The following is a 26,666-nucleotide window of genomic DNA, read 5'->3' as shown; positions in this document are numbered from 1 at the left end:
ATATCATATGTGTGAAAGGATGAACAATCCGGTGGAACAAAAAGTAAATCAAATCGTAGCATGGTTGCAGGAACAAGTAGAAAAAGCAAATGTAGAAGGTTTGCTTGTCGGGGTAAGTGGAGGAATCGACTCTGCAGTTGTTGCCAACCTAATCAAGAAAGCCTTTCCTGAACGCTCTTTAGGCGTAATTATGCCTTGTAAGAGCCAATCGGACGATCAAACGCATGCCCAGAGCGTAATTGATGCATGCGACCTGTCTTCCATCGTCGTAGACTTGACCGAAACGCATAATGTCATGTTCTCCACCATTAAAGAACAGCTGGAGAGCGAGGGGCAGTGGAATGAAGAGCAATCCCAGCTCGCAGATGCCAACCTTCGTGCCCGTTTGAGAATGAGTACGCTTTACACAGTTGCTACAAACCACAAATACCTTGTTGTAGGAACAGACAATGCTGCCGAATGGTACACAGGTTACTTCACTAAGTTCGGGGACGGCGGGGTAGACCTCGTTCCACTTGTGAACTTGACAAAAGGAGAAGTCCGGGAAATGGCAGAATACCTTGGAGTTCCGAAAGAAGTCATCCATAAACAGCCGAGTGCCGGCCTATGGGAAGGACAGACAGACGAAAATGAAATGGGAACCAGCTATGAGATGATCGATCGTCACTTGAAGGGGGAAGAAATCCCTGAGAAAGACCGTCAAATCATTGAAGCTTTACACAAACGTTCCGCTCATAAGCGTCAGCTGCCGCCTGCACCGCCTCAATAAGCTTGGCGAATATTGTCAGATTAAAACATTCTTCTTGGACCCATAGTAAGGGAAAAAGGAGAATGTTTTTATGTGGAAATTATTCATCGTCTTCATCCTCATACCGGGGGTGCTCGCAGCCTGCCAGACAGGAAAGGAAGAAACGGTTCCCGAACCGAAAGAGTCCATTTATGAACCGATGGAATATCAAGCAGACGAAGGAACCGAGCGAAGAGGAAAGATCCCTACAGGGAAAGACAGCTACTTCAAGCGGACGGCAGACGAAGAGTTCCGGCAGTCCAAATATCAAGAAACAAATCGTTCCCACGATAACGACTTCAATAACGAAGATGCGATGCGTGTCGTCGAAAAGGTCAATGAGCTGGATGAAGTGACCATGGCCCAGGCGTTTTCAACCGATGACCGTATGTACGTCGCTGTCATGATTAACCCTTATGACCGGAGAAATCAATCGATACCGGACAAAATTGAAGAGAAAGTAGCAGAGGTTTCAGATAAGAAAGTCACGATATATACGAACAACAATAACTGGGATCACATGAAAGATTTAAATTCCAGATTAAAAGCGTCTGACATGCCGGATAAGTGGAAAAACCGCTTCCAAAGTTTCTTTAATCAGAACTAATTCGGCAGACTTTCAAGCATTTTGGGGATTATGATATATTTATAAAGGAAAAGATTTGCATGGGAGAGGAGAATGTCCATGGCTGGTCATTCAAAATGGAGTAACATTAAGCATCGCAAAGGGGCGCAGGACGCAAAACGCGGCAAACTGTTCATGAAACTGGCCCGGGAAATATTTATGGCTGCCAAGCAGGGAGGCGGAGATCCTGAGACGAACCCGCCTCTACGCTTAGCTATGGATAAAGCACGTGCCAACAACATGCCCAAAGATAACGTTGATCGTGCCATCAAGAAAGCTACAGGGGACCTGGATGGCGTCCATTATGAAGAATATACGTATGAAGGCTACGGCCCTGGTGGTGTGGCGGTTATGGTGAAAGTATTGACAGATAATAAGAATCGCACGGCGGCGGATGTACGACATGCGTTCAACAAAAATGATGGGAACCTCGGTGAAAATGGATGTGTTTCCTTTATGTTTCAACGTTCTGGTTATTTAGTGATTGATCGTTCTTTGACAGATGCAGATGAAGAAGACATGATGTTGGAAGCGATCGAAGCCGGAGCGGAAGAAATGGAAACATATGAAGACCGGTTTGAAATATATACTGCGCCGGAGTCGTTCTCAACTGTCAAAGATGCCCTAAAGGACAGCGGATACCAATTTCTTACCAATGAAGTGACGATGATACCGGAAACATACACAGACCTTGATGAATCAGGAGTAGAGAAAATGCTCAAACTGATTGATATGCTCGAGGATAATGATGATGTCCAGGAAGTTTATCATAACCTGGATGCAGATGAATCTGTTCTGGCGAAATTGTCCTGACCCTTTTCTATCATAATAACTTTCATTCCCGGACACACTAGGAATGGAAGTTATTTTAGTTTATGGGGGGAACCGAGTATGAAACGCTTGTGGTGGGCTATCGGCATCAGTCTCCTTCTTGTTGGCTGGCAGGGGATGGAAAACAGTAGCGACCGACCTTTGAAGGCAGAAGACCATCCTTTCCAACGAAACATTGACGGGAAGGTGTCAGAAAGCAGCACAGAAGAGACGCGTGTGCAGGTGGAACCTCTGACACTTATAGTCGTGTTGAAGAAGCATTATAGGGATGGAGTCACAGAAACGACTCAGGAAGAAGAAACAATCTGGTCCATGCCGGATTTTTGGGCGGAATACGCTGGTTGGACAGTAGAAGAGCAGGAAGTCGGGAAAATCGTGTTTCAACGACAAGTGGAAGATATCTCTCCATTGACGAAGAGCCAAGGATATTTCGGTTTAAATAAGGATGGGGAGCTTGCGGTCTTTCAAGGGCTTCCGGATCATGGGGAAGTGATAGAATCATTCAAGCCCGTACCTGTGAAGCCGCTGGAATCCAAGTATAAAAATAAATTGAAGACGGGGATAAAAATAAAAGATTTCCGCCATTTTGAACAAGTGGTGCAGAGGGTGACGGAGGAAGAGCATGCCTGATCCATGCATAAGAAATTATAGAAAAAACGAATGCCGACCCTTTGTTAATTAAGGAAGCATTCGTTTTTTTGTGAAAAGTTGTCTCCTCTTTTTTTTTCGGAGAAAAGGATCCGTGTTGCAAGGCTTGAAGGATGGGCGAACATGTGCTTCTATGTTACAATAACAGTATTAGTTATTAAAGGTTGGAGAGGATTAGTTACATGATCAGTTATGTCAGAGGAATCGTTACGACGCTTGATGAAGGGTCGATGACTATAGAAACGAACGGGATAGGGTATGAGATTTTATGTGCCAACCCCTTTCATTTTCAAGATGAAATGAATCAGGAAGTGAAAGTACATACGTATCATTACATCAGGGAAGATAACCAATCGCTGTTCGGTTTCCGCAAGAAAGAGGATAAACAGTTGTTTGCCCAGCTGCTGAACGTGTCAGGAATTGGACCGAAGGGCGCACTCGCCATTCTGGGGACGGTAAGTGTTCCGGAATTCGTATCCGCGATTGAGCAGGAAGATGAGAAGTACTTGACTAAGTTTCCCGGTGTCGGGAAGAAGACAGCCCGCCAAATGATTCTTGATCTTAAAGGCAAACTTATCGTCTGGCTTCCGGATGAAGAGAACGAAAATACGCTGTTCTACAAAGAAGATTTGACCTCCGTAGAACGCAGAGAACGTCTGGATGATGCTATTGAGGCACTCAAGGCGCTCGGTTATACAGAGAAAGAAGTGAAGTTTGTTCGTAAAGAACTGGAGAAAACGAAGCAGGGGAGTGTGGACGATTATGTCCGCCAGGGTCTGCAGCTATTGATGAAAGCTTGAAGGAGGATGACTGGTGGAAGATCGTATGATATCTGGAGAACAGCAGGAGGTAGATCAGGATATAGAGCTGAGTCTCCGTCCTGAAACGCTTAGGCAGTATATCGGCCAGGACCAGGTGAAGGGTAATTTGAAAATATTCATTGAGGCAGCGCGAATGAGAAACGAACCGCTGGACCATGCTCTTTTGTACGGGCCGCCGGGATTGGGGAAAACGACGCTCGCTTCTATCATAGCCAATGAAATGGGTGTTCAATTCCGTACAACTGCTGGTCCTGCCATTGAAAGGGCTGGAGATTTGGCAGCTATCTTATCTTCGCTGGAACCCGGGGATGTTTTATTTATTGATGAGATTCACCGACTCCCGAGATCGGTGGAAGAAGTACTGTATCCTGCCATGGAGGACTTTTGCCTCGATATCGTCGTTGGTACAGGTCCGAGCGCCCGTTCTGTCCGTCTTGACCTCCCGCCTTTCACGCTTGTAGGAGCAACGACTCGGGCCGGGCTGCTCTCCGCACCGCTGAGAGATCGTTTCGGGGTCCACAGCCGCTTGGAATATTATGATACCCAGGCGTTATGCTCCATTGTGGAAAGGACGGCTGAAATTTTCCACGTGGACATCGATAAAGAAGCGGCATCTGAAGTGGCACGGCGTTCTCGTGGAACACCGCGTATCGCCAACCGGCTCTTGAAGCGGGTGCGTGATATTGCGCAAGTGAAGGGAGAATCCGTCATTTCCAAGCAAACGACGAAAGAAGCTCTTCGAATGCTGCAAGTGGATGCGGAAGGACTGGATTTCATCGATCATAAGCTTTTGGAAGGAATTATGGACGGTTTTCAAGGAGGTCCGGTCGGGCTGGATACAATCGCTGCTACGATCGGGGAAGAACCACAGACGATCGAAGACGTGTACGAACCTTATCTCCTTCAAATCGGTTATATCCAACGTACGCCGAGGGGCCGGGTTGTGACACCGAAAGCTTATGCTCACTTCAACAGGGAGGTGCCCGGCTCTTGACTGGGTTCGGTAAAATCTTTATTGTTATAGGGATTGTGTTTATCGTCATCGGTCTACTGTGGAGTATCTTTGGCAAGCTTCCAGGAGACATCAGCTTCAGGAAAGGAAACATGACCTTCTATTTTCCTATTGTGACCTCGATTGTCGTGAGTATCGTCCTTTCCTTCCTTTTCTATTTGATAAACAAATGGTGAATTAAAAACATAGCAAGAATAGGGGATTAGCATGGATATTAAGCAATATGATTTTGAACTGCCGGAAGAACTGATTGCCCAAGTGCCTTTGGAGGATCGTTCTTCGTCCCGTTTGATGGTTTGCAACCGCGAGGACCAATCTATTGAACATACGCGCTTTTCCAAAATTACCGACCATCTTAACGAAGGAGACTGCCTTGTATTGAACAATACACGTGTGCTTCCTGCGCGGTTGTATGGGGCCAGGGAGGACACAGGCGGCAAGGTGGAAGTTCTTCTTCTTCATCAGACAGAGGCGGATGAATGGGAAGTGCTTGTGAAGCCTGCCAAGAAAATCAAGCTGGGGACACGAATCGTCTTCGGCGAAGGTCAGCTCGCCGCGGAATGTACGGAGATACAGGAGCATGGCGGTCGTAAAGTCAAGTTTCATTATGAAGGGATCTTCCTTGAGGTTTTGGAATCGTTGGGGGAAATGCCTCTGCCTCCTTATATCAAGGAACAGTTATCCGACCGTGAACGTTACCAAACCGTCTATGCGAAAGAAGAAGGATCTGCGGCCGCACCGACGGCAGGCCTCCATTTCACAGAGGAGCTGTTGACAGAGCTTCAGGAAAAAGGAGTCGAGATTGCTTATCTGACTCTTCATGTAGGACTAGGCACATTCCGCCCGGTCAGTGTTGATAATATAGAAGAACACGATATGCATGCAGAATTTTATCGTTTAAATGAAGAAACAGCTGCGCATCTTCGTAATGTAAGAGCGAAGGGAGGCCGTATCATTTCTGTCGGTACGACCTCGACACGAACACTTGAAACGATAGTTAGAGACCACGGGGACTTCAAAGCAGCAAGTGGATGGACGGATATCTTCATTTACCCGCCACAGAAGTTGCAGGCGATCGACGGGTTAATAACGAATTTTCACCTGCCTAAATCGACATTGATTATGCTCGTCAGTGCATTTGCCGGTACGGATTTCGTTATGGAAGCCTATCATAAAGCCGTCGAAGAGCGCTATCGTTTCTTCAGCTTCGGAGACGCGATGTTCCTTACATGATTTTGTATCTTAAGAGTAAGAAAGGGAAGAAAACATGGCAATCACTTATGAATTAATAAAAACTTGTAAACAGACTGGGGCGCGGCTTGGGAAAGTACACACGCCTCACGGTTCTTTTGAAACTCCGATGTTTATGCCGGTAGGGACGCTTGCTACCGTTAAAACGATGAGTCCGGAAGAACTGGAAAGAATGGGCGCACAAATCATCCTTTCCAATACGTATCATCTGTGGCTCCGCCCGGGGGAGGATATCGTCGAAGAAGCAGGCGGCCTCCACAAATTTATGAACTGGGACGGCTCTATCCTGACAGATTCCGGCGGGTTCCAGGTATTCAGCCTGAGTGACTTAAGAAGAATTGAAGAAGAGGGCGTCCATTTCCGCAATCATATCAGCGGAGAAAAACTTTTCCTTTCTCCAGAGAAAGCCATGCGTATTCAGAACTCACTGGGAGCGGATATTATGATGGCCTTCGACGAATGCCCTCCTTATCCCGCAGAACATGAGTATATGAAAAAGTCCGTCGAACGGACAAGCCGCTGGGCGGAACGCTGTCTGGAGGCACATAAGCGACCTAACGACCAAGGGCTGTTCGGAATCATCCAAGGTGGAGAGTACGAAGACCTGCGCCGGCAGAGTGCGATGGATCTAACGTCTATGGACTTCCCGGGGTACGCTGTAGGAGGTTTGTCTGTTGGGGAACCGAAGGACGTCATGAACCGCGTACTTGAATTTACGACTCCTCTGCTTCCTTCCGAGAAGCCCCGCTATTTAATGGGAGTCGGCTCCCCCGACTCGCTCATTGACGGTTCCATCCGTGGAATCGACATGTTCGACTGTGTCCTTCCAACAAGGATTGCGAGGAACGGTACATTGATGACATCGGAAGGCCGATTGGTCGTGAGAAATGCTAAATATGCGCGCGATTTCCGACCAATTGATGAGAATTGCGATTGCCATACGTGCCGGAATTACAGCCGTGCATACATCCGTCACCTGGTTAAAGCGAATGAAACATTCGGATTCAGACTTACGACTTATCATAACCTTTATTTTCTGTTAAACTTAATGGGGCAAGTGCGTGAAGCCATTCGAGAAGATCGACTCGGTGACTTTAGAGAAGAATTCTTTGAAATGTATGGTTTCAACAAACCAAACGCAAAGAACTTTTAGAAAGGGGGGAAATAAATGGAGACATTAGTAGGATTATTGCCGATTATTCTAATGTTTGTCATTTTCTATTTCCTATTGATCCGACCGCAGCAAAAGAAACAGAAACAAGTGCAGCAGATGCAGTCGGACTTACAAAAGGGTGATAGAATCATAACAATTGGAGGACTACACGGTACGATTCATGCTATAGATGAAGGTACGCTGGTTGTCACTGTTCAAGATGGTACACAGCTTAAGTTTGATCGTTCTTCTGTTCGTGAAAAACTCAGCTGATGAGACAAAAAATCCCGTTACACACCGTGTAGCGGGATTTTTTATGCATTCTTTCACCTGGCCGCTTTTCTCGGCAGGTTTACTCCGATCATGCCTCCCAGCCATGCAGCCAGGACAAGGCCGCCGAAATAACTAAGCTGTGGCAGGGAGATTAACGTGTTTTCAAAGATGATTTGAAACAGTATCATGGCACTAACAAATATTACTCCCGTCATCCCGCCTGACAGCCATCCTTTTTGTTCGCCTTTATAAGCGGCAAGCATTCCACCCACGGCGAGGATCGTTAAACCAGTCACCAGAGCAATCTGGTTCAACGTGCCGTATTCCATGGATGTAAAGCGAAGGAGCAGAGCCAGTACACCAGCTGCTGTAATCATCAAAAGGAAGATAGAACCGACACCATACCCAAGTACTCCCTGTAGTAATTTCTTCATCCCATCCCTCCTCTCTATAACGCCTGTCTTTTCTATCTATATGCATGTTTTATACAGGGATAGAAGTAGATATTTCCCCTTCCATATGAATAGGTATAAGTAAAAGTCCACGTAAAGGGGAAGGTCTATGACAACTGTACTTGCATTGCTTATATTCGTGGCTAGTTATGTATTGATCATGACGGAGAAATTGAACCGTGCTCTTGTGGCCATTGCCGGAGGGGTTTTGCTGCTGATGGCAAATGTGTATGAGTGGGAACAGGCTTTCGGATTCATTGATTGGGAGACAGTTGCTCTGTTGTTTTCGATGATGGTCCTTGTTTCCATCACGAAAAAAACTGGAATTTTTACGTACATGGCTATTCGGCTTGCACAGGTGGTCCGTGGCCGTCCTGTCCCGCTGTTATTCATGACGGCTTTGTTCACAGCTGTCGGGTCCGCTTTTCTGGATAATGTTACGACGGTACTTTTATTTGTTCCGGTATTATTGTCATTAGTGGACCGTTTAAAGCTGCCGGCTTTTCCATATTTAATTACGACCATCTTCAGCTCCAATATCGGGGGGACGGCAACCTTGATCGGAGATCCGCCGAATATCATGATCGGACAAGCGGTAGATCATTTCAGCTTCGTATCGTTTCTGTATCATCTGGGTCCAGTAGTATTGATCATATTCACCGTGGTCATCACCGGCATACTTCTCCTCTTCCGGAAAGGGCTTGTTTATAATAAAGCGCTGGCAGAAGAATTGATGCAGATGGATGCAAAGGAACACTTGACGATTTCCCGGTTGCTTATCCAATCCATCTCCGTGATGGTTCTTACCATAGCAGGTTTTATGCTTCATCCATTCATTCATATGGATATAACAACCATTGCTGTTTCCGGTGCCCTGCTTCTCCTCTTCCTGTCTGAAAAAGAAGTCGAGGTGGAACATGTCTTTCAAGAGGTGGAATGGGTGACTTTATTTTTCTTCATTGGACTTTTTATGCTTGTCGGAGGTCTTGAGACGGTAGGAATTATCGATGAACTGGCAAGAGGGATGGTATGGATATCCGGTGGAGACATGCCGATCACGGCGACCGTCATGTTGTGGAGTGCCGGACTGCTCTCCGGCGTTGTCGATAATATTCCTTTTGTCGCTGCCATGATCCCTGTCGTTCAGGAGCTGCAGGGATACGGGATGATGGATGTTGACCCTGTTTGGTGGTCCCTGGCGCTTGGAGCCTGCCTCGGAGGTAATGGGACCTTGGTGGGTGCTTCTGCCAATGTAGTGGTGGCAGGGCTTGCTGCCAGTCATAATCAACCGATTCCTTTTCTGAAGTTTTCTTTTTACGGGGTGCCGGTATTGTTCTTGTCGCTTATCATCTCATCCATTTATATATGGGTGCGATATTTGCTTCCATTTCTCTCATAAATTCGGGGAAATAGGTGATGTTAAGTAGAGGAGAACCTACAAGAAAGGGCGTGGATCGATGGATTTCGTCGTCGTTTCCGTTATAGGTCGAACACTGCTCACCTATTTCCTTATTCTGCTTGTCTTCCGTTTCATGGGTAAACGGGAGATTGGAGAGTTGAGTATCATGGACCTCGTCGTCTATATCATGCTTGCGGAAATCGCTGTCTTTTTAATCGAAAAGCCGGATTCCGGATTATGGCACGCCCTCGTTCCAATGGGAGTGCTGCTGTTAATTCAACTGGCAAGTGCCTGGCTTTCTTTGAAAAACCAACGCTTCCGAAACTGGTTCGATGGGAAACCCTCCATCATCATTAAGCATGGTCACGTGGATGAACATGAAATGAGACGGCAACGTTATAATTTCAATGATTTACTACTGCAGTTAAGAGAACATGGTATTCAGCAGGTGCAGGATGTTTCCTATGCTATTTTGGAACCGTCCGGAAAACTTTCCGTCTTTGAAAAGAAGAAAGATGGTACTTCCGATTACGCTGTTGTTCTCATTGCTGACGGCTTGATACAGTATAGTGGACTGAGGACGGTCCGCAAGAATAAGAGCTGGCTTTTGAACGAGGTTAAGAAGAACGGTTTTTCATCCGTCGAGGAAGTATCCTTATGTACGATCAACGATCAGGGGGAGCTTTTATTTGACAGCAACGATGCCTTTCAATAGGAATTTGTTTATAAAAAAATAACCGCGATTGCTGCGGTTATTTTTTATGGAATAATCGTTTCCATGGGATCATCTTCCACTCTTCCACGCGGAGAAGCTGGAAGAAGAATAATAAGAAAAGGTAGAAGACAGTAAGCGTTACGCCCATCGTCAAGAGTTGAGAGACCGGCTTGCTGGCATCCAGCCATGCGTGTTTCCAGGTCATTCCTGCATATCCTGTGATGCCGATTACAGCAGCAAACTTAAGGAACATGGAAACAGGGAAGGTGATGATTTTGTACTTGATTAATACAGCCATGTGCAGCAGGGTTACGACGACCACCCCTACAACGATTGCCAGCGCGACTCCGTGTATACCGAATTCAGGTCGTGAACTTAAACCGACAAGGACGACAAATTTTACGACCGAGCCTATGAGTGTGTTCCACATAGCCGGCTTGGCTAAATCAAGTGCCTGGAGAGTCGCCTGAAGAGGTGTTTGTATATAGTGCAGCAGAAAGAATGGTGCCATGAACTGCAGCATAAAAGCGGCGCTGCTTGTCCCGTAAATAGTCATGAGAATGACGGCGGGGAAGATCATAAAAATAATGGTGATGACACCACCGGAAGCTATGGAGAGTCTGATGGACTGCATGATGCGGTACTGAATCGTCTCTGTTTTTCCTTGAGCTTGAGCTTCACTGATGGACGGAACGAGAGATATAGACAAAGCATGCGTCAAAAAGGTGGGCAGGAACAATAACGGCAGCACATACCCGGTAAGCTCTCCATACTGTTTCGTTGATTCAACGGCTGCGATTCCCGCAATGGCGAGACTTTGTGCGACGAGAATGGGTTCAAAGAAATACGTCAGCGACCCAATAAATCGGCTGCCGGTTGTCGGAAGGGCAATGGTCATCAACTCATTCAACGTTTTTCGTCCCTCACCGATATGACTTTTCCATGTCTTCCTCAAACGGAACCGCTTGTGTACGTTGAATTGTCTAAGCATATAGAAAAGAGAAGCAAGTTCTCCGAGGACAGCTGATGCCATGGCCCCTGCGGCTGCGAATTGGACACCGTAAGGATAGAGCAGTTTTGTAAGAAGGACGACAGCACCTATTCGCACGACCTGTTCGATCACTTGAGACATCGCCTGAGGTTTCATATTCTGACGGCCTTGGAAGTAGCCTCTTATTACAGAGGAAACAGCGATGATTGGAATGATTGGTGTAACGACAAGCAGTGGATAGAGGGCTCTGGAATCCGTCAGAAAGTGATTGGCAATGACGGGAGCCATGATGAACAGCAGCACTGTGAATAAGACACTGAGTGTACCTGTTACGGAGAGAGATACGGCCAGAATCCGCTTGATTTTCCGTTCATCTCCGCCTGCTTCCGCTTCTGATACCCTCTTTGAGATAGCAACGGGGAGTCCGAACTGAGTGATCGTAATGGCGAGAATGAGTGTAGGCAGTGCCATCATGTAAAGGCCCACCCCTTCCGCCCCCATGACCCTGGCTACAACGATCCGGTTAATGAAGCCAAGCAATCTCGTGATTAGTCCTGCAGCTACGAGAATGAGAGCTCCATGAAGAAAAGTTTGTTTAGACATAACATTGATCCGCCTTCTCAAAGTATTGAATTTCCGCTACAATGAAGTATATGCGTATGGTTGGACAAGCCATGACAATAGATTAAATAGCGGAGAGAGGCGAATGGATATGGATCAAATGAAAACGGTCGGAGAATGGAGAAGGCGCGTGTCTCCGGTGTTGCAGAGCAAAGTGGAAGAACTGCATTTGTTAGGCTATGAACAAGCGACAAAGGAAGAAGTTTGGAACTGCTTGATCAAGAAGGTCTGGAACGGAGAACCGGAGAAGAGGCTTCATGAAATCGTTCAGGACATCTTTCGCCTCTCGAGTCATACATACACCGGTTATTTGACGGCTGAAGCATACGAAAGCGACGACCTGCTTGCTTCGATCGAAGCCTTGGAAGGTTCCTGAAACGCTCTCCGGTACAGTTGCCATTTTTAAAAAAAGTAGTAGAATGGAGAACGAGTGATTCTAATTTGTCAGATTTTGATACATAATACATAACAAGTGGTTCAACAACCGCCTGTGTGAAACAGAGTAGAAGGAGCGGTATATATGGTAAAAAGAGGGCGGATCGTCGCCTTTTTCCTTGTGGTCTTGTTGATAGCGGCTGCAATCGGGACGACCATCACGGGAATTACAAAAGACATAAAACTCGGACTGGATCTTCAAGGAGGATTCGAAATCTTATACGATGTCGAACCGTTGAACGAAGACCAGGAAGTCAATGATCAAGTGTTGGAAGCGACTGCTGAGTCATTGAACCAGCGTGTCAATACACTAGGTATCAGTGAGACGAATATCTCCATTGAAGACGGAGGAAGGATTCGTGTTCAACTTGCAGGTGTAGAAGACCAACAAACGGCTCGGGAGCTTTTATCGACATCCGCGCAGCTCTCTATGAGAGGCACGGACGGGAAAGAATACTTAAACGGTTCGGACTTGGTGGAAGGAAGTGCTCAGCAGACCTTCAATCCGGATACAAACGAGCCGGTTGTCACGTTGAAAGTGAAAGATGCTTCTAAATTCTATGATGTATCCAAGGAGATTTATGAAACACCGGACGATCCGGAAACGCCTTATCCGGATGATTTATTAGTCATCTGGCTTGATTACAATGAGGATACATCCTTTGCAGAGGAGTATGGGAAAGAGGATCCTGGTTATATTTCTGCTCCGTCATTCAGACAGAATGGTCCGATCCGAAGTAACTCCATCATGATCAGCGGTGATTTCACTGTTGAGTCGGCTAAACAGCTGGCGGATGTTCTCAATGCGGGATCCCTTCCGGTTAACTTGGAAGAGACGTACTCGACTTCTGTAGGTGCTCAATTCGGGGAACAAGCAATGAACAAAACGATCCTTGCCGGATTTATAGGAGTAGCTGTTATCTTCTTGTTCATGATCGCTTATTACCGGTTCCCGGGTGTCATCGCAACGATTACATTGACGACTTACATTTATTTAATTCTGCTTGTGTTCGAATGGATGAATGGTGTCCTGACCTTACCGGGTATCGCTGCCCTGATTCTCGGGGTGGGAATGGCTGTCGATGCCAATATCATCACATATGAACGGATTAAAGAAGAATTGAAATCAGGTAAATCACTCATGTCTGCCTACAAAGCAGGGAATAAACGATCGCTTTCCACAATATTGGATGCCAACATCACTACCTTGATTGCTGCAGCAGTATTGTTCATTTTCGGTACAAGTTCCGTCAAAGGGTTTGCGACGATGCTGATTGTAAGTATCCTTGTCAGCTTCATCACTGCAGTTTACGGTACACGCCTGTTTATGGGCCTCTGGGTGAAGAGCAGATTCCTGAACAAGCGACCGAAATGGTTTGGGGTGAAGCCTGAGGATATTCAAAATATTGAGGATGGACAGGAAGTTGAAGCAACGTTCGCCAAACGTCAATTTGACTTCGTGGGTCTAAGAAAACGGTTCTTTACAGTTTCTATTGCCCTGGTAGTAGCGGGAATCATAGCCATCGCGATCTTCCGCTTGAATCTGGGGATTGACTTCACGAGTGGTTCGCGGGTTTCCATCCTTGCTGACGAGAATGTCTCTTCAGAACAGATCGAACAGACAATGGAAGATGAATTCGATCTGTCACCGAAAAAAGTCGTTATTTCCGGAGATAATAACGAAATAGCTGTAGCTCGTTTCGATAAGGAACTAAGCAAAGACAAGGTGTCTGAGATTCAGGCCTACTATGAAGAAGAATACGGGAACACACCGAACGTCAGCACGGTGTCTCCTGTTGTCGGACAGGAGCTTGCGAAGAATGCGGCACTTGCTGTGTTATATGCATCCATCGGGATTATCATTTACGTGACTATCCGATTTGAAATTTTCTTCGCCCTCACAGCAATCATTGCTTTGCTGCATGATGCATTCTTCATCATCGCCTTGTTCAGTATCACAAGGCTTGAATTTGACGTCACTATCATTGCGGCGATCCTGACAATTGTCGGGTATTCCGTCAACGATACAATCGTTACGTTTGACCGAATCAGAGAGAACCTGAAGCAGAAGAAAAAGGTCAAGTCCTTCAAAGAACTTGCTAAAATCGTCAACGACAGCTTGATGCAGACATTGACGAGGAGTATTAATACGGTACTTACCGTTATTTTTGCGGCTGTTATGCTCTTGTTCTTCGGTGCTTCTTCCATCACGAATTTTTCCTTTGCGCTGGTAATTGGTTTGCTCGCAGGTACGTATTCGTCCCTGTTCATTGCTTCTCAGCTGTGGCTGATATGGCGTGGACGCAACATCAAAGAAAAGCCAATTAACTACGTGAAAAAGAAAAAAGTGGATGGACCACAAGTCTAAGAATAGAGAAAGAAAAAATCCCCGCCCTGAAGGCGGGGATTTTTTCAGCTTGTTGTGATAGGATAGCTGCAGCTTTCTGGTGATAACGGGCATTTTTGATTATTATTATAGTGTTCGGGGTATATCAATAAAGACAAAAAGAAAGGAGTGGGAATGTGAAAGGGCAAACTTACATTATCCTTGCACTTATATTCGCTTTACTCATTGCGATCTTCGCCGTGATCAACGTGGATGCCGTGCAGGTCAATTATTTATTCGGCACCGGAGAAGCACCATTGATTCTCGTTATTCTGATATCTGTACTGCTGGGTGGACTGGCAACAGCTTCTGTAGGAGCCATTCGCTATTACAGGCTCAAACGGGAAAACAAGTCGCTGCGCGCTCAACTGGATGCGCCTGCTGATGTCCATACTCATACAGATGAACCTGTCCATGATCCTGCTGTAAATGATGAGCAGGAGGAAAACTCCAAACTCACATAATCCGGTTTGCTACCCCTGGTCCGCTCTAGTATAATAGACGGGTCAGGGGTGAACTTATGATACAAAGTAAGATGAAATGGAATTTTACATATAGAGAAGCCGCGGCAACCATTGAGGCTGTACAGGGGATTACCCCCCTTACACAACAGCTGCTGGAGAAGCGCGGAATCGTCTCACCGGAAGATGTGCGGACATTTTTGAACCCATCTGTCACACAACTTCACGACCCTTTCCTGATGGATGGGATGGAGAAGGCGGTCAACCGTGTAAAAGAAGCGGTTGAAAAAGGGGAGCCGATTCTTGTTTTCGGAGATTATGATGCAGACGGTGTCACGTCGACAACTCTTATGGTAGAAGCAATCCGCAAAACGGGTGCTGACTGTGATTTCTACATTCCCAACCGTTTTACGGAAGGATATGGTCCGAATAAAGAAGCCTTCCAGTTTGCGAGTGATTCCGGCTTCAAGGTAATCATTACGGTTGACACCGGCATTGCCGCTATCGAAGAGGCCGCCTTTGCAAAAGAGCTCGGCATTGACTTGATCATTACCGATCACCACGAAGTGCAGGAACGCCTGCCCGACGCCTACAGCATCATTCACCCGAAGACTTCGGCGGACTATCCGTTTCAGGAGCTGGCAGGTGTCGGCGTCGCATTTAAATTTGCCGAAGCTCTCCTGGGGCATTTTCCGACGGAATTCCTTGATTTGGTGGTCATAGGTACGATCGCCGATCTCGTCCCTCTGAGAGGGGAAAATCGTGTTCTGGCCTCCGCCGGTCTAGAAGCGATTTCCCGTTCTACTCGTCCAGGTATTCAGGCACTTAGACAGGTTTGTGGAATCGAGGGGGATATGGAGGAAGAAACCATTGGTTTTACGATTGGGCCGCGTTTGAATGCAGTCGGTCGACTTCAAGATGCGACACCGGCCGTGGACTTATTGATATCAGACAGTCTGGATGAGGCGCAGGAGATCGCCGCTTTTATCAACCAGTTGAATATAGAACGGCAGAAAATCGTCGCCTCCATCGCGAAAGAAGCGGAAGCGATGGTCAAGAATGAAAAAGGTGAAGCAGACAAGGTTATTGTCGTCGCCAAGGAAGGCTGGAACCCCGGAGTCCTGGGAATTGTAGCATCGAAACTCGTGCGTCAATTTGACCGTCCTGCCATCGTTCTTGCCATTGATCCGGAAAAGCAGCAAGCGAAAGGTTCGGCAAGAAGCATCGCTGCTTTTGATTTATTTACGAACTGCATGGAAGTCAGGGATCGATTTATTCACTTCGGTGGACATGCGCAGGCAGCGGGTATGACTCTTGAAACAGGAGAAGTGAATAACCTGCGGGAAGACCTGATCCAAAAGGCAGAAGAAAAGCTGACCGAAGAAGACTACCACCAGGTACTTGATATTGAATCTACGGTGGAAATCGAAGAAATCTCATTAAAGCAGATTGAAGAAGTGAACAGGTTGCGTCCTTTTGGTATGGGCAACCCGAAGCCGCTGTTTCACCTGAAGCATACGCCGAAGGAAATACGTTTGATTGGAAGCAAGAAAAATCATCTGAAGTTCCAGTTTCTACAAAATAAAGCCAAGGTGGACGGGATCGCTTTTCATATGGGGAATTTGTATCCGCAGATTGCTCCACATACCCCTTTAGACATCGTTGGTGAGCTCGGGATAAATGAATGGAACGGTCGGAAAAATGTGCAGGTCATGGTCAAGGATCTGGCTGTAAAGGAGCAGCAGCTTTTTGACCTGCGCGGCTCGAAACATTTGGAAAAGAGCATCGATATACCGGAAGGGGAAACATATGCGGCTATCCGTTTTCTAGAGAAGACGAAGGCCCCGTTTGACATACCTGTATACGGTTCAAACGATCTTACCGAAGAGCTTCATCTGGACGGGCTCCTGCTCCTCGATCTTCCTTCTGAAATCGATCAGTTGAAAAAGGTTTTAGAAATAGTGGATGCGCGTAAAGTGTATGTCTGTTATCAGCTTGAAGATGGCGCTTTTCTTAAGAGATGGCCGACGAGGGATCATTTCAAATGGTTTTATGGTATGCTTTTAAAACGCGGGCGTTTTGATCTTCGTAAAGAAACGGAATTGCTTGCCAACCGTAAAGGCTGGGACCGTTCCATGGTGGAATTTATTTCAGAGGTGTTTTTTGAACTGGACTTTGTTAGAATAGAGAATGGGATTATTACGGTTGAATCACAACCTTCACAGAAGGACTTGAAAGAGTCACAGCTCTATCGCAGACGCGAAGAACAACTTCAGATGGAACAAACGCTCTACTATTCCACTTATCATGAGTTGAAAGATTGGTTTGACCAATATATGAACCAAGGGTCTAAGCACGTCAAGGAGGAAGTATTTAATGGATTTTAAAGAACATATCGCAATCGTACAGGACTGGCCGAAAGAGGGAGTGCAGTTTAAGGACATCACCCCACTTATGGATAATGGGCCTGCATTCAAACAAGCGGTTGACGAAATCGTGGAATATGCCAAAGACAAGGACATCGACATCGTCGTAGGACCGGAAGCACGCGGGTTTATCGTAGGCTGTCCTGTGTCTTATGCACTCGAAATCGGTTTTGCACCGGTACGTAAAGAAGGAAAACTGCCTCGTGAAACAATCAAAGTCGATTACGGCCTCGAGTATGGTAAGGACGTATTGACTATTCATAAAGATGCGATCAAACCGGGTCAGCGTGTCTTGATTATCGATGACCTTCTTGCTACAGGAGGAACAATCGAAGCAACGATTAACCTTGTTGAGCAGCTCGGTGGAGAAGTTGCGGGATGTGCGTTCTTAATTGAACTTACTTACCTGAACGGCCGCAGCAAGCTGAAAGGCCATGATGTCTGTACGCTAATGCAATACTAATAAAAAGAAAGAGTGCCCTTGTTGGGGCGCTCTTTGTTTTACAATTAAGTAAGCTTTTCCTTTACAAAAGCCGCGCTTTTTTTGATAATGATACCAAATAGAAAATAAAGAAAGTTTTAAAGAAACTAGGGTGATGGAATGGCCAAAGATACAGTTCTAACTGCAGAAGAAGTCATAGAGCAAGCAAGTCAGTATTTGAATGAGTCAGATCTGGCATTTATTCGTCGTGCGTACGAATTCGCCGAGAAAGCCCACAGCAATCAATTCAGGAAATCCGGAGAACCTTATATTATCCACCCGATTCAGGTAGCAGGGATATTAGTTAATCTGGAAATGGATCCGGAAACTGTTGCTGGTGGGTTTCTTCACGACGTGGTGGAGGATACGGATATTACCTTGGAAGAAATCGGCGATGCATTTAACACTGAAGTGGCTATGCTGGTGGACGGAGTCACAAAGCTTGGTAAAATCAAATATAAGTCCAAGGAAGCGCAGCAGGCAGAGAATCACAGGAAGATGTTCGTCGCGATGGCGAAGGACATCCGTGTTATTCTGATCAAACTAGCCGACCGCCTTCATAATATGCGGACATTGAAGCATCTCCCTGCGGAGAAGCAGCGCAGGATCTCGAATGAGACATTGGAGATTTTTGCACCGCTTGCGCATCGTTTAGGAATTTCTACAATTAAGTGGGAGCTGGAAGACACGGCCCTCCGTTATTTGAACCCGCAGCAGTATTATCGAATCGTTCACTTGATGAAGCAAAAGCGTAATGAACGCGAACATTATATTGAGGAAGTAATTAACGAAATCCAGACACAGTTGGATGATGTGAACATCCAAGCGGATTTAAACGGAAGACCGAAGCATTTGTACAGCATCTATAGGAAAATGGTTCTGCAGAATAAGCAGTTCAACGAAATCTATGACTTGTTAGCCGTTAGAATTACCGTAGAAAGCATTAAGGATTGCTATGCCGTCTTAGGTATCATCCATACGTGTTGGAAACCGATGCCGGGAAGGTTCAAAGATTATATCGCTATGCCTAAACCGAACTTGTACCAGTCTCTGCATACGACGGTAATTGGTCCAAAAGGCGATCCTTTGGAAGTGCAGATCCGCACACATGACATGCATGAGATAGCCGAATACGGAATTGCGGCTCACTGGGCATACAAAGAAGGCAAACAAAGTGCGGCAGAACAGTCATTTGAAGAGAAGTTGACTTGGTTCCGTGAGATTCTGGAATGGCAGAATGAAACGCATGATGCAGAAGAATTTATGGAATCTCTGAAAGTCGATCTATTTTCGGATATGGTTTATGTGTTCACACCGAAGGGAGATGTTATTGAACTCCCGTCGGGTTCTGTACCTGTTGATTTTGCCTATCGCATCCACACGGAAGTCGGCAATCAGACAATAGGGGCGAAGGTTAACGGTAAAATGGAGCCGCTTGACTATGAATTGAAAACAGGAGATATTGTCGATGTCATGACATCCAAGCATGCCTACGGCCCGTCTAAAGACTGGATTAAGCTAGCACAGACCTCCCAAGCTAAAAATAAGATTAAACAATTCTTCAAGAAACAGCAGAAGGATGAAAATATAGCTAAAGGGAAAGAGCTTGTCGATAAAGAAATCCGTAATTTCGGTATCCAGCCAAAAGACGTCTACACACAGGAGAACCTGATGCGTGTCTCTGAGAAGTTTAACTTTGCAAACGAGGAAGACATGTTCGCCGCTGTCGGTTATCAGGGAATCACAGCAGCTCAAATAGCTACACGCCTGACGGAGAAAATCAGAAAACGTCAGCAGAAGGAACAGGACCTGGAACAGACCCTTGCGGACGTTAGTACCACGGAGATTAAAACACCACCGAAAGTCGGAAAGCGTGATTCAGGCGTACGTGTGGAAGGTGTGGACAACCTCCTTGTTCGATTATCCAAGTGCTGTAACCCGGTACCCGGTGATGAAATTATCGGATATATAACGAAAGGCCGTGGTGTATCTGTGCACCGGACGGATTGTCCGAATGTGCAGACGGAAGAAGCACAGCCTAGGCTGCTTCCTGTCAAATGGGAAATGTCGGTTACCGATTCGAAACAGTATCACGTTGACCTTGAAATTTGGGGCTATGATCGCAGAGGGCTTCTAAATGAAGTGCTTCAGGCTGTCAACGAAACGAAAACGAACATAACAGCCGTTTCCGGGAAATCGGACCGCAACAAGATGGCTACGATCCATATCACCATCTTGATACAAAATACGAATCACTTAAGAAAAATTGTTGAACGGATTAAGCAGATACAGGAAGTATATACAGTGCGTCGTGTTATGCAGTAAAAGAAGATGAGGTGAATGGAGTGCGGGCAGTTATACAACGTACCTCCGGAGCTTCTGTGGAAGTGGCTGGAGAGACGATCGGACAAGTAGGACAGGGAATTGTCGTCCTCTTGGGCGTTACTCAGGAGGATACAGAGGAAGATGCCAGGTATTTGGCGAAGAAAATTCCTTATCTCCGGATTTTCGAAGATGAGAATGGGAAGATGAATCATTCATTAATGGATGTAGAGGGGAAAATGTTGTCGATTTCCCAATTTACTTTATATGGTGACTGCCGCAAAGGACGGAGACCTAATTTTATGGGTGCTGCAAAACCGGAGTTGGCAGAACCGTTATATAAAACCTTTAATGAGATGGTCACACAGGAGGGCATTCCGGTTGAGACAGGCGAATTCGGAGCAATGATGAATGTCCAGCTTACGAATGACGGGCCGGTAACCTTGATTATCGACAGTAAAGAAAGATGAGGAAAAAGCGCCGGAGCTAGATGCTCCGGCGCTTTTTTGACCTTGCTTATTTAAAATAATTGATAAGGCCTTGAGTGATTCCTTGACTTGCTTTCTCCTGGTATTGATTGGTGCGCACGGTCTGTTCTTCGCGGGCATCAGAGATGAATCCCAATTCTACCAAAACGGCAGGTTTATTATTCTCTCTAAGTACGTGGAAGTTCCCGTTCAAAATTCCCCTGTTGTTTAAACCGGTAAAATCTACGACAGAGTTTTGTACGGAGGTAGCCAGTCCCTTATCTTTCGAATGATAGTAGAACGTGTTGATTCCCCTCGCCGTTACTCCGGATGGCGCACTGTTTAAATGCAGGCTTACAAATGCATCAGCGTCGGAACGTTTTGCATAATAGGAACGGATGGACAAGGAAATATATTCATCCTTCGTCCGTGTCATTAATACTTTTGCCCCTTTACTCTCCAACTGGTTCTTCAATTTTTGAGCTGTGCTTAATGTAAGGTTTTTCTCCAAGCTGTTGTTTCTCCCGATAGCGCCGGGGTCTCTTCCGCCGTGACCAGCATCGATCATGATAGTTTTGCCGTTCAGGCTGCCGGAGGAGACTGGTGTTGCTGTTTGGCTTTCTTTACCGCTTTCTTCGACAATCCAACCGGCTACGTAGGCGGTTTTTCCGCTGTAGCTGATCTTGTACCACTGTCCTTCTTTGGAAAGAACCTGGAATTGATCCCCTTTATGAGCCCTTCCAAGAATCTTGTCATTTGTTGAAGGACCGCTGCGGATATTTGTCCCGTTATAAGACAATGTAATAGAGGTATCGGCTTTCGTACTGGAGTTGTCCTCTACTTTGTTAACCAGCCACCCTGCTACCCATCCTGTCTTTCCGTTTCCCCATTTAATATGAATCCAACGATTTTGTTCGCCTATGTATTCATATGTCTGACCTCTTTGAATCTGGGTTAAAACTTTTCCTTGCAGGGAGCCCTGACTCCTTACGTTCAAAACGTCCGTGCCGACCTTCACTTTTCCTTTGACAGTTTGGTCGGAGCTGTTTGAACCAGTCGCGCTTGAGGACTCTTTCTTAACGGATTTGGTCGTCAGGTAATCGCTGTGGACCCAGCCTTTGATTCCACTGTGAGTGATAAGGACCCATTTTCCGGTCTTATCCTGTGCCTGTACCTGATCCCCCTTCATCAAGTGACCTTTGATCGTTCCGCTTAAACCTGCATCGGAACGTATCCTCAAGTAGTCATACTTGGTGGTGTAGACGGTACCTCCGGGAGAAGCACTATCCGTTTTCACTTTTGTGAGCCATGCTGCGACCCATCCTGTTTTGCCATTCCATTTGATCTTCAACCAATCGCCTTTTTTATCGACGATGGTGTAGGATTCATTGGTATGGACTTTTCCTATGGAATCATGGTTGGTTCCAGGTCCGGATCGTACATTCATATTATCCGTTTGAATGACGGCCTGATCTGCAAAGACAGTTTCATTTCCCTGAAATAGGGCCGCTGTCAGGATAACAACCATGACAAATAGCCATTTCTTCAAATACTTACACCTCCTGTTAAAAGTATACATCACACATTATTCGACAGTGAATTGGATTATCCTTCCGTCTTTCGATAGATTTAAACAAATTATTTGCCACAGATAACTTGACATTGGAATGAAGGAAACTATATGATAGTAATCAATTCAAAAGCGAATCGTAAAACCATTGAGGAAAAGAGTAACCCTTTCCCATGCGGACAGAGAAGGTGTTCCCTAGGCTGAAAGAACACCCCCGTTATGATCGGATGAAAGACGTTTCCTAGGTGCTGTATCGAAAGACCAAGTAGGTACAGACGTACACAGGCGTTAACTGTTTTGAGTGGAAGCTTCATGCTTCAATCAGGGTGGCAACGCGGGTATTAACCCGTCCCTTTTTCCTATATCGGAAAAAGGGACGGGTTTTTTAATGGTTAAAAATGGTTTGTAACGTATGAAGGAGGAATTTTCATGGCTATCAATGCCCCACGAGGCACCCAGGATATTTTGCCTGGTGTCGTAGAAAAATGGCAGTTTGTTGAACAACAGCTGACAGAACTATGCAGACGCTTTAATTATAAAGAAATCCGGACACCTATTTTCGAACACACGGAGTTGTTTCAAAGAGGTGTCGGGGACAGCACGGATATCGTACAGAAAGAAATGTACACCTTCCAGGACAGAGGCGACAGGAGTATCACACTGAGACCGGAAGGGACAGCCTCCGTCGTGCGTTCCTTCGTCCAGAACAAAGTGTACGGTCTTCCGAACCAGCCGACGAAATACTTCTATATGGGACCGATGTTCCGTTATGAGCGTCCGCAGCAGGGGAGACAGCGTCAATTCGTTCAGTTCGGCATTGAAGCACTCGGCTCTGACGACCCGGCCATAGATGCAGAAGTCCTTTCCCTTGCTTTGAACTCCTATAAGACGCTTGGCTTGAAGTCGTTGAAACTCGTCTTGAACAGTCTCGGAGATAAAGAAAGCAGAGAAGCTCACAGACAAGCACTGGTGGAGCACTTCGAACCTCACAAAGAAGAACTATGTTCGGATTGCCAACTTCGGTTAGATCAGAATCCTCTCCGCGTATTGGACTGCAAAAAGGACAGAGATCATCCGGCGATGGCCACGGCACCATCCATCCTGGATTATTTAAACGATTATTCGAAAGATTATTTCCAACGTGTTAAAGGACACCTGGATACTATGGGGATTGAATATGTGATCGATCCGAATCTTGTTCGTGGTCTTGATTATTATAATCATACAGCCTTTGAAATCATGAGTGAGGCTGACGGTTTCGGTGCGATCACCACCCTCAGTGGAGGAGGCCGTTACACGGGACTTGTTCAGGAAGTAGGAGGTCCTGAAACTTCCGGAATCGGTTTTGCTATGAGTATCGAGCGCCTTCTTATGGCGTTGGATGCAGAAGGGGTGGAACTTCCGGTGGAGCAGGGGATGGATTGCTTCGTTGTCGCTATGGGAGAAGAGGCCGAAAAGGAATCCGTTCGAATTACGAATGAGCTGCGCTTGAACGGTATACAGGCGGACAAAGATTATCTAGGGAAGAAAATGAAAGGGCAGTTTAAAGCTGCCGATCGTCTTGGGAGCCGTTATGTATTAGTCATCGGTGATCAGGAGCTGGAAAAGCAAGTCATCAATGTGAAAGACATGGAGACCGGCGAGCAGAAAGAAATAGCGCTTGAGGAAGTCGTCCGTTATATGCAATCCAAACTGGCTGGAGGGAAATGACATGGAAAGAACGAATGGCGGTAAATTAAGGAAAGATCATATAGGTCAGGAAGTTACGTTAAAAGGATGGGTACAGAAACGAAGAGATTTAGGTGGATTGATTTTCATCGATCTCCGCGACAGGTCCGGTATCGTTCAAGTCGTCTTCAATCCGGCAACTTCAGAGAGGGCGCTGAAGACGGCAGAAGAAGTACGCAGTGAATTCGTCCTGGAAGTGAAAGGACAGGTCGTCGCCCGTGAGTCAGCAACCGTCAATAAAAATCTTGGAACCGGAGAAGTGGAAGTGGCGGTTCAAGAGGTCAACATTTTAAATAAAGCGAAAACCCCACCGTTCATGATTGAAGATGAAACGGATGTATCGGAAGATCTTCGCTTGAAATACCGCTACTTAGATCTTCGTCGTAAGGAAATGCAGGATACTTTCCGTCTTCGTTCTCAGACAACGAATGCCATCCGGAACTTCCTGGACGGGGAAGAGTTCCTGGATATGGAAACGCCGATGTTGACGAAGAGTACACCGGAAGGAGCACGTGATTATCTCGTTCCAAGTCGTGTTCATGAAGGGCAGTTTTATGCGCTGCCTCAATCTCCACAGCTGTTTAAACAGATGCTGATGATGGCTGGTTTTGAAAAGTATTATCAGATTGCCCGCTGTTTCCGTGATGAAGATTTAAGAGCGGACCGCCAGCCCGAATTCACCCAAGTCGATATCGAAACTTCGTTCATGTCCAAAGATGAAATAATGAGTATGACGGAGCGCATGATGAAGCACGTCATGAAAGAAGTAAAGGGATTGGATATAGAGACGCCTTTCCTGCGCATGCCGTTTGATGAAGCAATGGAGCGCTTTGGTTCCGACAAGCCGGATACACGTTTCGGCCTGGAGCTGGTCAATATCTCTGAACTTGTGAAAGATTCCGGTTTCAAAGTATTCAGCAGTGCTGTAGCTTCCGGAGGACAAGTCAGCGCAATCAATGTGAAAGGAAAAACGGACGATTTCTCCCGCAAGGACATTGATAAGTTGACAGAGGACGTCAAAGTATACGGCGCTAAAGGGCTTGCTTGGTTAAAAGTGAAAGAAGGTGCGTTCAACGGGCCGATCGCCAAATTCTTTGGTGATGAGGAAGCAGATGCCCTAAGCGCAGCGCTGGAAGCAGAAGAAGGAGATCTTCTTTTGTTCGTAGCGGACAAAACATCGGTTGTTCAAGACAGCCTCGGTGCGCTCCGCTTGAAATTGGGACGTTCCTTGAACTTAATTGATGAAAGCAAGTTCCACTTCCTTTGGGTAACAGATTGGCCGCTGTTCGAGTACGATGAAGAGGATGGTCGTTACTATGCAGCCCATCACCCGTTCACGATGCCTGAAAACGGAGACGTGGATCGATTGCAGGGGCATCCGCAGGACGTCAAAGCGGAAGCATATGATATCGTACTGAACGGATACGAACTAGGCGGCGGCTCCCTTCGTATTTATCAGAAGGAAATGCAGGAAAAAATGTTTGAAGTACTAGGATTCACGAAAGAAGAAGCGGATGAACAGTTCGGATTCCTTATGGAAGCCTTAGAGTACGGGACTCCTCCACACGGGGGAATCGCTTTTGGATTGGACAGACTCATCATGCTTCTTGCCGGACGCACCAATCTCCGTGACACGATTCTATTCCCTAAAACGGCATCTGCTCAAGATCCATTGACAGATGCACCAGGGGCAGTAAGCACCCAGCAATTGGAAGAACTTCATCTGCAGCTGAAAGAATCCGGCTCGGATAAATGAGCTGAGTAAAACTGTTTCTTCCTTCTTGCTTAGCTAATGGATATATGCTAAGATAACATTACAATTAAAGAGATCAATCCTGATGTGTACGTTGCTCTAATGTACGTTTTGACCTAACATTTTTGAATCGGGAGCCTGGCGTTTCCACATGGAATGCAAGCCTCATAACCATCACTGATGGGAGGACGCAAGAAATGTGGAGCAGGGCACCCACCTGCCAGGAGCAGGTTCAAAACTCATGATGCGACGGCACGATTGGGATTGATTTTTTTATTGTGTTATAGGATTTACGAGAGAATTTTTACATAATAAAAAGGCTTCGGGCATTTAAATGCTCGGAGCCTTTTTTATTATCCTAGCGGGCTACATTCTCCAGATTTCCATTCTTCTCCATTCGGAACTGCGGTTTGAAAGTAGCATCCTGCTCGTCGAATAGAACCATTTTTCTTGCGCGGTCCATGATCTGTATCAATGCCTGGTAATCCTCTGACATCGATTCTAGTTGACGTGACAGTTGATTGTTCCGTTCCATCAATTCTTCGTTCTGTGCCTCCAATTGATTCAACTGTTGTTGAACTGGTCCGGAAGCGGACGTTTCTTTTTGAAGAGTATCCAGGAAACGGATAACATCTGTTAGGTTAAGGTCGTCTTTACGTGGGCCGGGAATCGCTTGTTCCAGCGGTTCTGTATAGGTGTAGGCATGGTGTTCGGCCACTTCTTTCTCTTCCGGAACAGAACGGGAAGGCTGCGGGTATTCCACTTGCTGCTTCGCTTCATTCCGTTTCTTTTCTTTCCGCTGTTTCTTCGCTAGTTCTACTGCTTGTTCATACTTTTGGCGTACTTCTGCATTCCAACGGAAACCACAGGCGGCAGACGTACGGTTTAAAAGGTCGCCGACTTCATCAAAGGCACGTAACTGAGTGCTTCCTTCACGGATATGACGAAGCACCGTTTCTGCTAATAATAAATCATCTTCATGAGACCAGGCATCCTGCCTTACTTTAGGCATCTACACCACTCCTAACTTTATCGGTAAGCTGATAGTTTGTCAGATT

General features: G+C 46.2%; 25 protein-coding genes, 1 other RNA gene and 1 other annotated feature. Of the genes, 22 read left to right on the top strand and 4 right to left on the bottom strand.

Annotated elements, in window-relative coordinates; genetic code table 11:
• The first annotated feature begins 31 nt into the window (after nt 1-31).
• From nadE to yajC, 10 genes are all read left to right on the top strand, one after another.
• On the top strand, nt 32-769 hold the full coding sequence (nadE, locus tag AXG56_RS07720; RefSeq protein ID WP_062513858.1) for an NAD(+) synthase: 738 nt from the start codon (nt 32-34) through the stop codon (nt 767-769).
• A 70-nt stretch (nt 770-839) separates the two neighbouring features.
• The gene (locus AXG56_RS07715) at nt 840-1,394 is read left to right on the top strand and encodes a YhcN/YlaJ family sporulation lipoprotein (RefSeq protein ID WP_008637964.1); all 555 of its coding nucleotides are present in this window, start codon (nt 840-842) and stop codon (nt 1,392-1,394) included.
• A 78-nt stretch (nt 1,395-1,472) separates the two neighbouring features.
• Nucleotides 1,473-2,225 carry a YebC/PmpR family DNA-binding transcriptional regulator gene (locus AXG56_RS07710; protein ID WP_026577168.1) on the top strand — a complete coding sequence of 251 codons (753 nt, stop codon included), beginning with the start codon at nt 1,473-1,475 and terminating at the stop codon, nt 2,223-2,225.
• Nucleotides 2,226-2,303: 78 nt separating this feature from the next.
• Complete coding sequence (locus AXG56_RS07705; RefSeq protein ID WP_062513856.1) at nt 2,304-2,873, top strand: BofC C-terminal domain-containing protein; 570 nt, start codon at nt 2,304-2,306, stop codon at nt 2,871-2,873.
• Between the two features lie 200 nt (nt 2,874-3,073).
• Nucleotides 3,074-3,691, top strand: a complete 618-nt coding sequence (gene ruvA, locus AXG56_RS07700; protein ID WP_008637967.1) for a Holliday junction branch migration protein RuvA — start codon at nt 3,074-3,076, stop codon at nt 3,689-3,691.
• A 13-nt stretch (nt 3,692-3,704) separates the two neighbouring features.
• Nucleotides 3,705-4,706 (top strand): Holliday junction branch migration DNA helicase RuvB, encoded by a 1,002-nt coding sequence (ruvB, locus tag AXG56_RS07695; RefSeq protein WP_008637968.1) that lies wholly within the window; start codon nt 3,705-3,707, stop codon nt 4,704-4,706.
• A complete protein-coding gene (locus AXG56_RS07690) occupies nt 4,703-4,900 on the top strand; it encodes a DUF2905 domain-containing protein (RefSeq protein WP_008637970.1) in 198 nt (65 codons plus the stop codon). Before ruvB ends, AXG56_RS07690 begins: the two co-directional genes overlap by 4 nt.
• 31 nt (nt 4,901-4,931) lie before the next feature.
• Nucleotides 4,932-5,957: a tRNA preQ1(34) S-adenosylmethionine ribosyltransferase-isomerase QueA gene (gene queA, locus AXG56_RS07685; protein ID WP_062513854.1), complete on the top strand. Its 1,026-nt coding sequence runs from the start codon at nt 4,932-4,934 to the stop codon at nt 5,955-5,957.
• A gap of 34 nt (nt 5,958-5,991) precedes the next feature.
• The gene (tgt, locus tag AXG56_RS07680) at nt 5,992-7,128 is read left to right on the top strand and encodes a tRNA guanosine(34) transglycosylase Tgt (RefSeq protein WP_008637974.1); all 1,137 of its coding nucleotides are present in this window, start codon (nt 5,992-5,994) and stop codon (nt 7,126-7,128) included.
• A gap of 15 nt (nt 7,129-7,143) precedes the next feature.
• Nucleotides 7,144-7,401 carry a preprotein translocase subunit YajC gene (gene yajC, locus AXG56_RS07675; protein ID WP_008637976.1) on the top strand — a complete coding sequence of 86 codons (258 nt, stop codon included), beginning with the start codon at nt 7,144-7,146 and terminating at the stop codon, nt 7,399-7,401.
• 53 nt (nt 7,402-7,454) lie between these two features.
• On the opposite strand, the gene AXG56_RS07670 is transcribed toward yajC, so the two are convergent.
• On the bottom strand, nt 7,455-7,835 hold the full coding sequence (locus AXG56_RS07670; protein WP_008637977.1) for a TIGR04086 family membrane protein: 381 nt from the start codon (nt 7,833-7,835) through the stop codon (nt 7,455-7,457).
• A gap of 127 nt (nt 7,836-7,962) precedes the next feature.
• On the opposite strand from AXG56_RS07670, the gene AXG56_RS07665 reads away from it, so the two are divergent.
• Together AXG56_RS07665 and AXG56_RS07660 are read left to right on the top strand one after the other, a co-directional pair.
• On the top strand, nt 7,963-9,252 hold the full coding sequence (locus AXG56_RS07665; RefSeq protein WP_008637978.1) for an ArsB/NhaD family transporter: 1,290 nt from the start codon (nt 7,963-7,965) through the stop codon (nt 9,250-9,252).
• Nucleotides 9,253-9,310: 58 nt separating this feature from the next.
• A complete protein-coding gene (locus AXG56_RS07660; protein WP_008637979.1) occupies nt 9,311-9,967 on the top strand; it encodes a DUF421 domain-containing protein in 657 nt (218 codons plus the stop codon).
• 37 nt (nt 9,968-10,004) lie between these two features.
• Here AXG56_RS07660 and spoVB read toward each other — a convergent pair whose 3' ends face one another.
• Entirely contained in the window at nt 10,005-11,561 is a 1,557-nt protein-coding gene (gene spoVB / locus AXG56_RS07655) for a stage V sporulation protein B (protein WP_062513852.1), read from the bottom strand.
• A gap of 109 nt (nt 11,562-11,670) precedes the next feature.
• Between spoVB and AXG56_RS07650 the strand changes: the two genes are divergently transcribed.
• From AXG56_RS07650 to dtd, 7 genes are all read left to right on the top strand, one after another.
• Nucleotides 11,671-11,955: a post-transcriptional regulator gene (locus AXG56_RS07650; protein ID WP_026577171.1), complete on the top strand. Its 285-nt coding sequence runs from the start codon at nt 11,671-11,673 to the stop codon at nt 11,953-11,955.
• Nucleotides 11,956-12,099: 144 nt separating this feature from the next.
• On the top strand, nt 12,100-14,382 hold the full coding sequence (secDF, locus tag AXG56_RS07645; RefSeq protein WP_062513850.1) for a protein translocase subunit SecDF: 2,283 nt from the start codon (nt 12,100-12,102) through the stop codon (nt 14,380-14,382).
• 155 nt (nt 14,383-14,537) lie between these two features.
• Entirely contained in the window at nt 14,538-14,864 is a 327-nt protein-coding gene (locus AXG56_RS07640) for a lipopolysaccharide assembly LapA domain-containing protein (protein WP_008639483.1), read from the top strand.
• Between the two features lie 56 nt (nt 14,865-14,920).
• Nucleotides 14,921-17,248 (top strand): single-stranded-DNA-specific exonuclease RecJ, encoded by a 2,328-nt coding sequence (gene recJ / locus AXG56_RS07635; RefSeq protein WP_062513848.1) that lies wholly within the window; start codon nt 14,921-14,923, stop codon nt 17,246-17,248.
• Nucleotides 17,238-17,750, top strand: coding sequence for an adenine phosphoribosyltransferase (locus AXG56_RS07630; protein ID WP_008639488.1), 513 nt, complete (start codon nt 17,238-17,240; stop codon nt 17,748-17,750). The genes recJ and AXG56_RS07630 overlap by 11 nt, the downstream gene beginning before the upstream one ends.
• A 138-nt stretch (nt 17,751-17,888) precedes the next feature.
• Nucleotides 17,889-20,093, top strand: coding sequence for a bifunctional (p)ppGpp synthetase/guanosine-3',5'-bis(diphosphate) 3'-pyrophosphohydrolase (locus AXG56_RS07625; protein WP_008639490.1), 2,205 nt, complete (start codon nt 17,889-17,891; stop codon nt 20,091-20,093).
• Nucleotides 20,094-20,113: 20 nt separating this feature from the next.
• Complete coding sequence (dtd, locus tag AXG56_RS07620; RefSeq protein WP_026577174.1) at nt 20,114-20,560, top strand: D-aminoacyl-tRNA deacylase; 447 nt, start codon at nt 20,114-20,116, stop codon at nt 20,558-20,560.
• 46 nt (nt 20,561-20,606) lie between these two features.
• Here dtd and AXG56_RS07615 read toward each other — a convergent pair whose 3' ends face one another.
• On the bottom strand, nt 20,607-22,106 hold the full coding sequence (locus AXG56_RS07615; protein ID WP_062513846.1) for an SH3 domain-containing protein: 1,500 nt from the start codon (nt 22,104-22,106) through the stop codon (nt 20,607-20,609).
• 160 nt (nt 22,107-22,266) lie between these two features.
• Nucleotides 22,267-22,484, top strand: a binding site (T-box leader).
• Between the two features lie 72 nt (nt 22,485-22,556).
• Between AXG56_RS07615 and hisS the strand changes: the two genes are divergently transcribed.
• The 3 genes from hisS to ssrS all read left to right on the top strand — a co-directional run bounded on the left by hisS (nt 22,557) and on the right by ssrS (nt 25,877).
• Nucleotides 22,557-23,837, top strand: coding sequence for a histidine--tRNA ligase (gene hisS, locus AXG56_RS07610; RefSeq protein ID WP_008639496.1), 1,281 nt, complete (start codon nt 22,557-22,559; stop codon nt 23,835-23,837).
• A gap of 1 nt (nt 23,838) precedes the next feature.
• On the top strand, nt 23,839-25,611 hold the full coding sequence (gene aspS, locus AXG56_RS07605; RefSeq protein ID WP_062513844.1) for an aspartate--tRNA ligase: 1,773 nt from the start codon (nt 23,839-23,841) through the stop codon (nt 25,609-25,611).
• A gap of 73 nt (nt 25,612-25,684) precedes the next feature.
• Nucleotides 25,685-25,877, top strand: a non-coding RNA gene (gene ssrS, locus AXG56_RS07600) — 6S RNA.
• 89 nt (nt 25,878-25,966) lie between these two features.
• Here the strand turns inward: ssrS and AXG56_RS07595 are convergent.
• Nucleotides 25,967-26,620 (bottom strand): RsfA family transcriptional regulator, encoded by a 654-nt coding sequence (locus AXG56_RS07595; protein ID WP_008639500.1) that lies wholly within the window; start codon nt 26,618-26,620, stop codon nt 25,967-25,969.
• Between the last annotated feature and the right edge of the window lie 46 nt (nt 26,621-26,666).

It is taken from the genome of Halobacillus sp. KGW1, assembly GCF_001592845.1.
Taxonomy (GTDB): domain Bacteria; phylum Bacillota; class Bacilli; order Bacillales; family Halobacillaceae; genus Halobacillus.
Note: the sequence above shows the minus strand (reverse complement) of the source record. Positions and strands in the feature narration are given on the sequence as shown.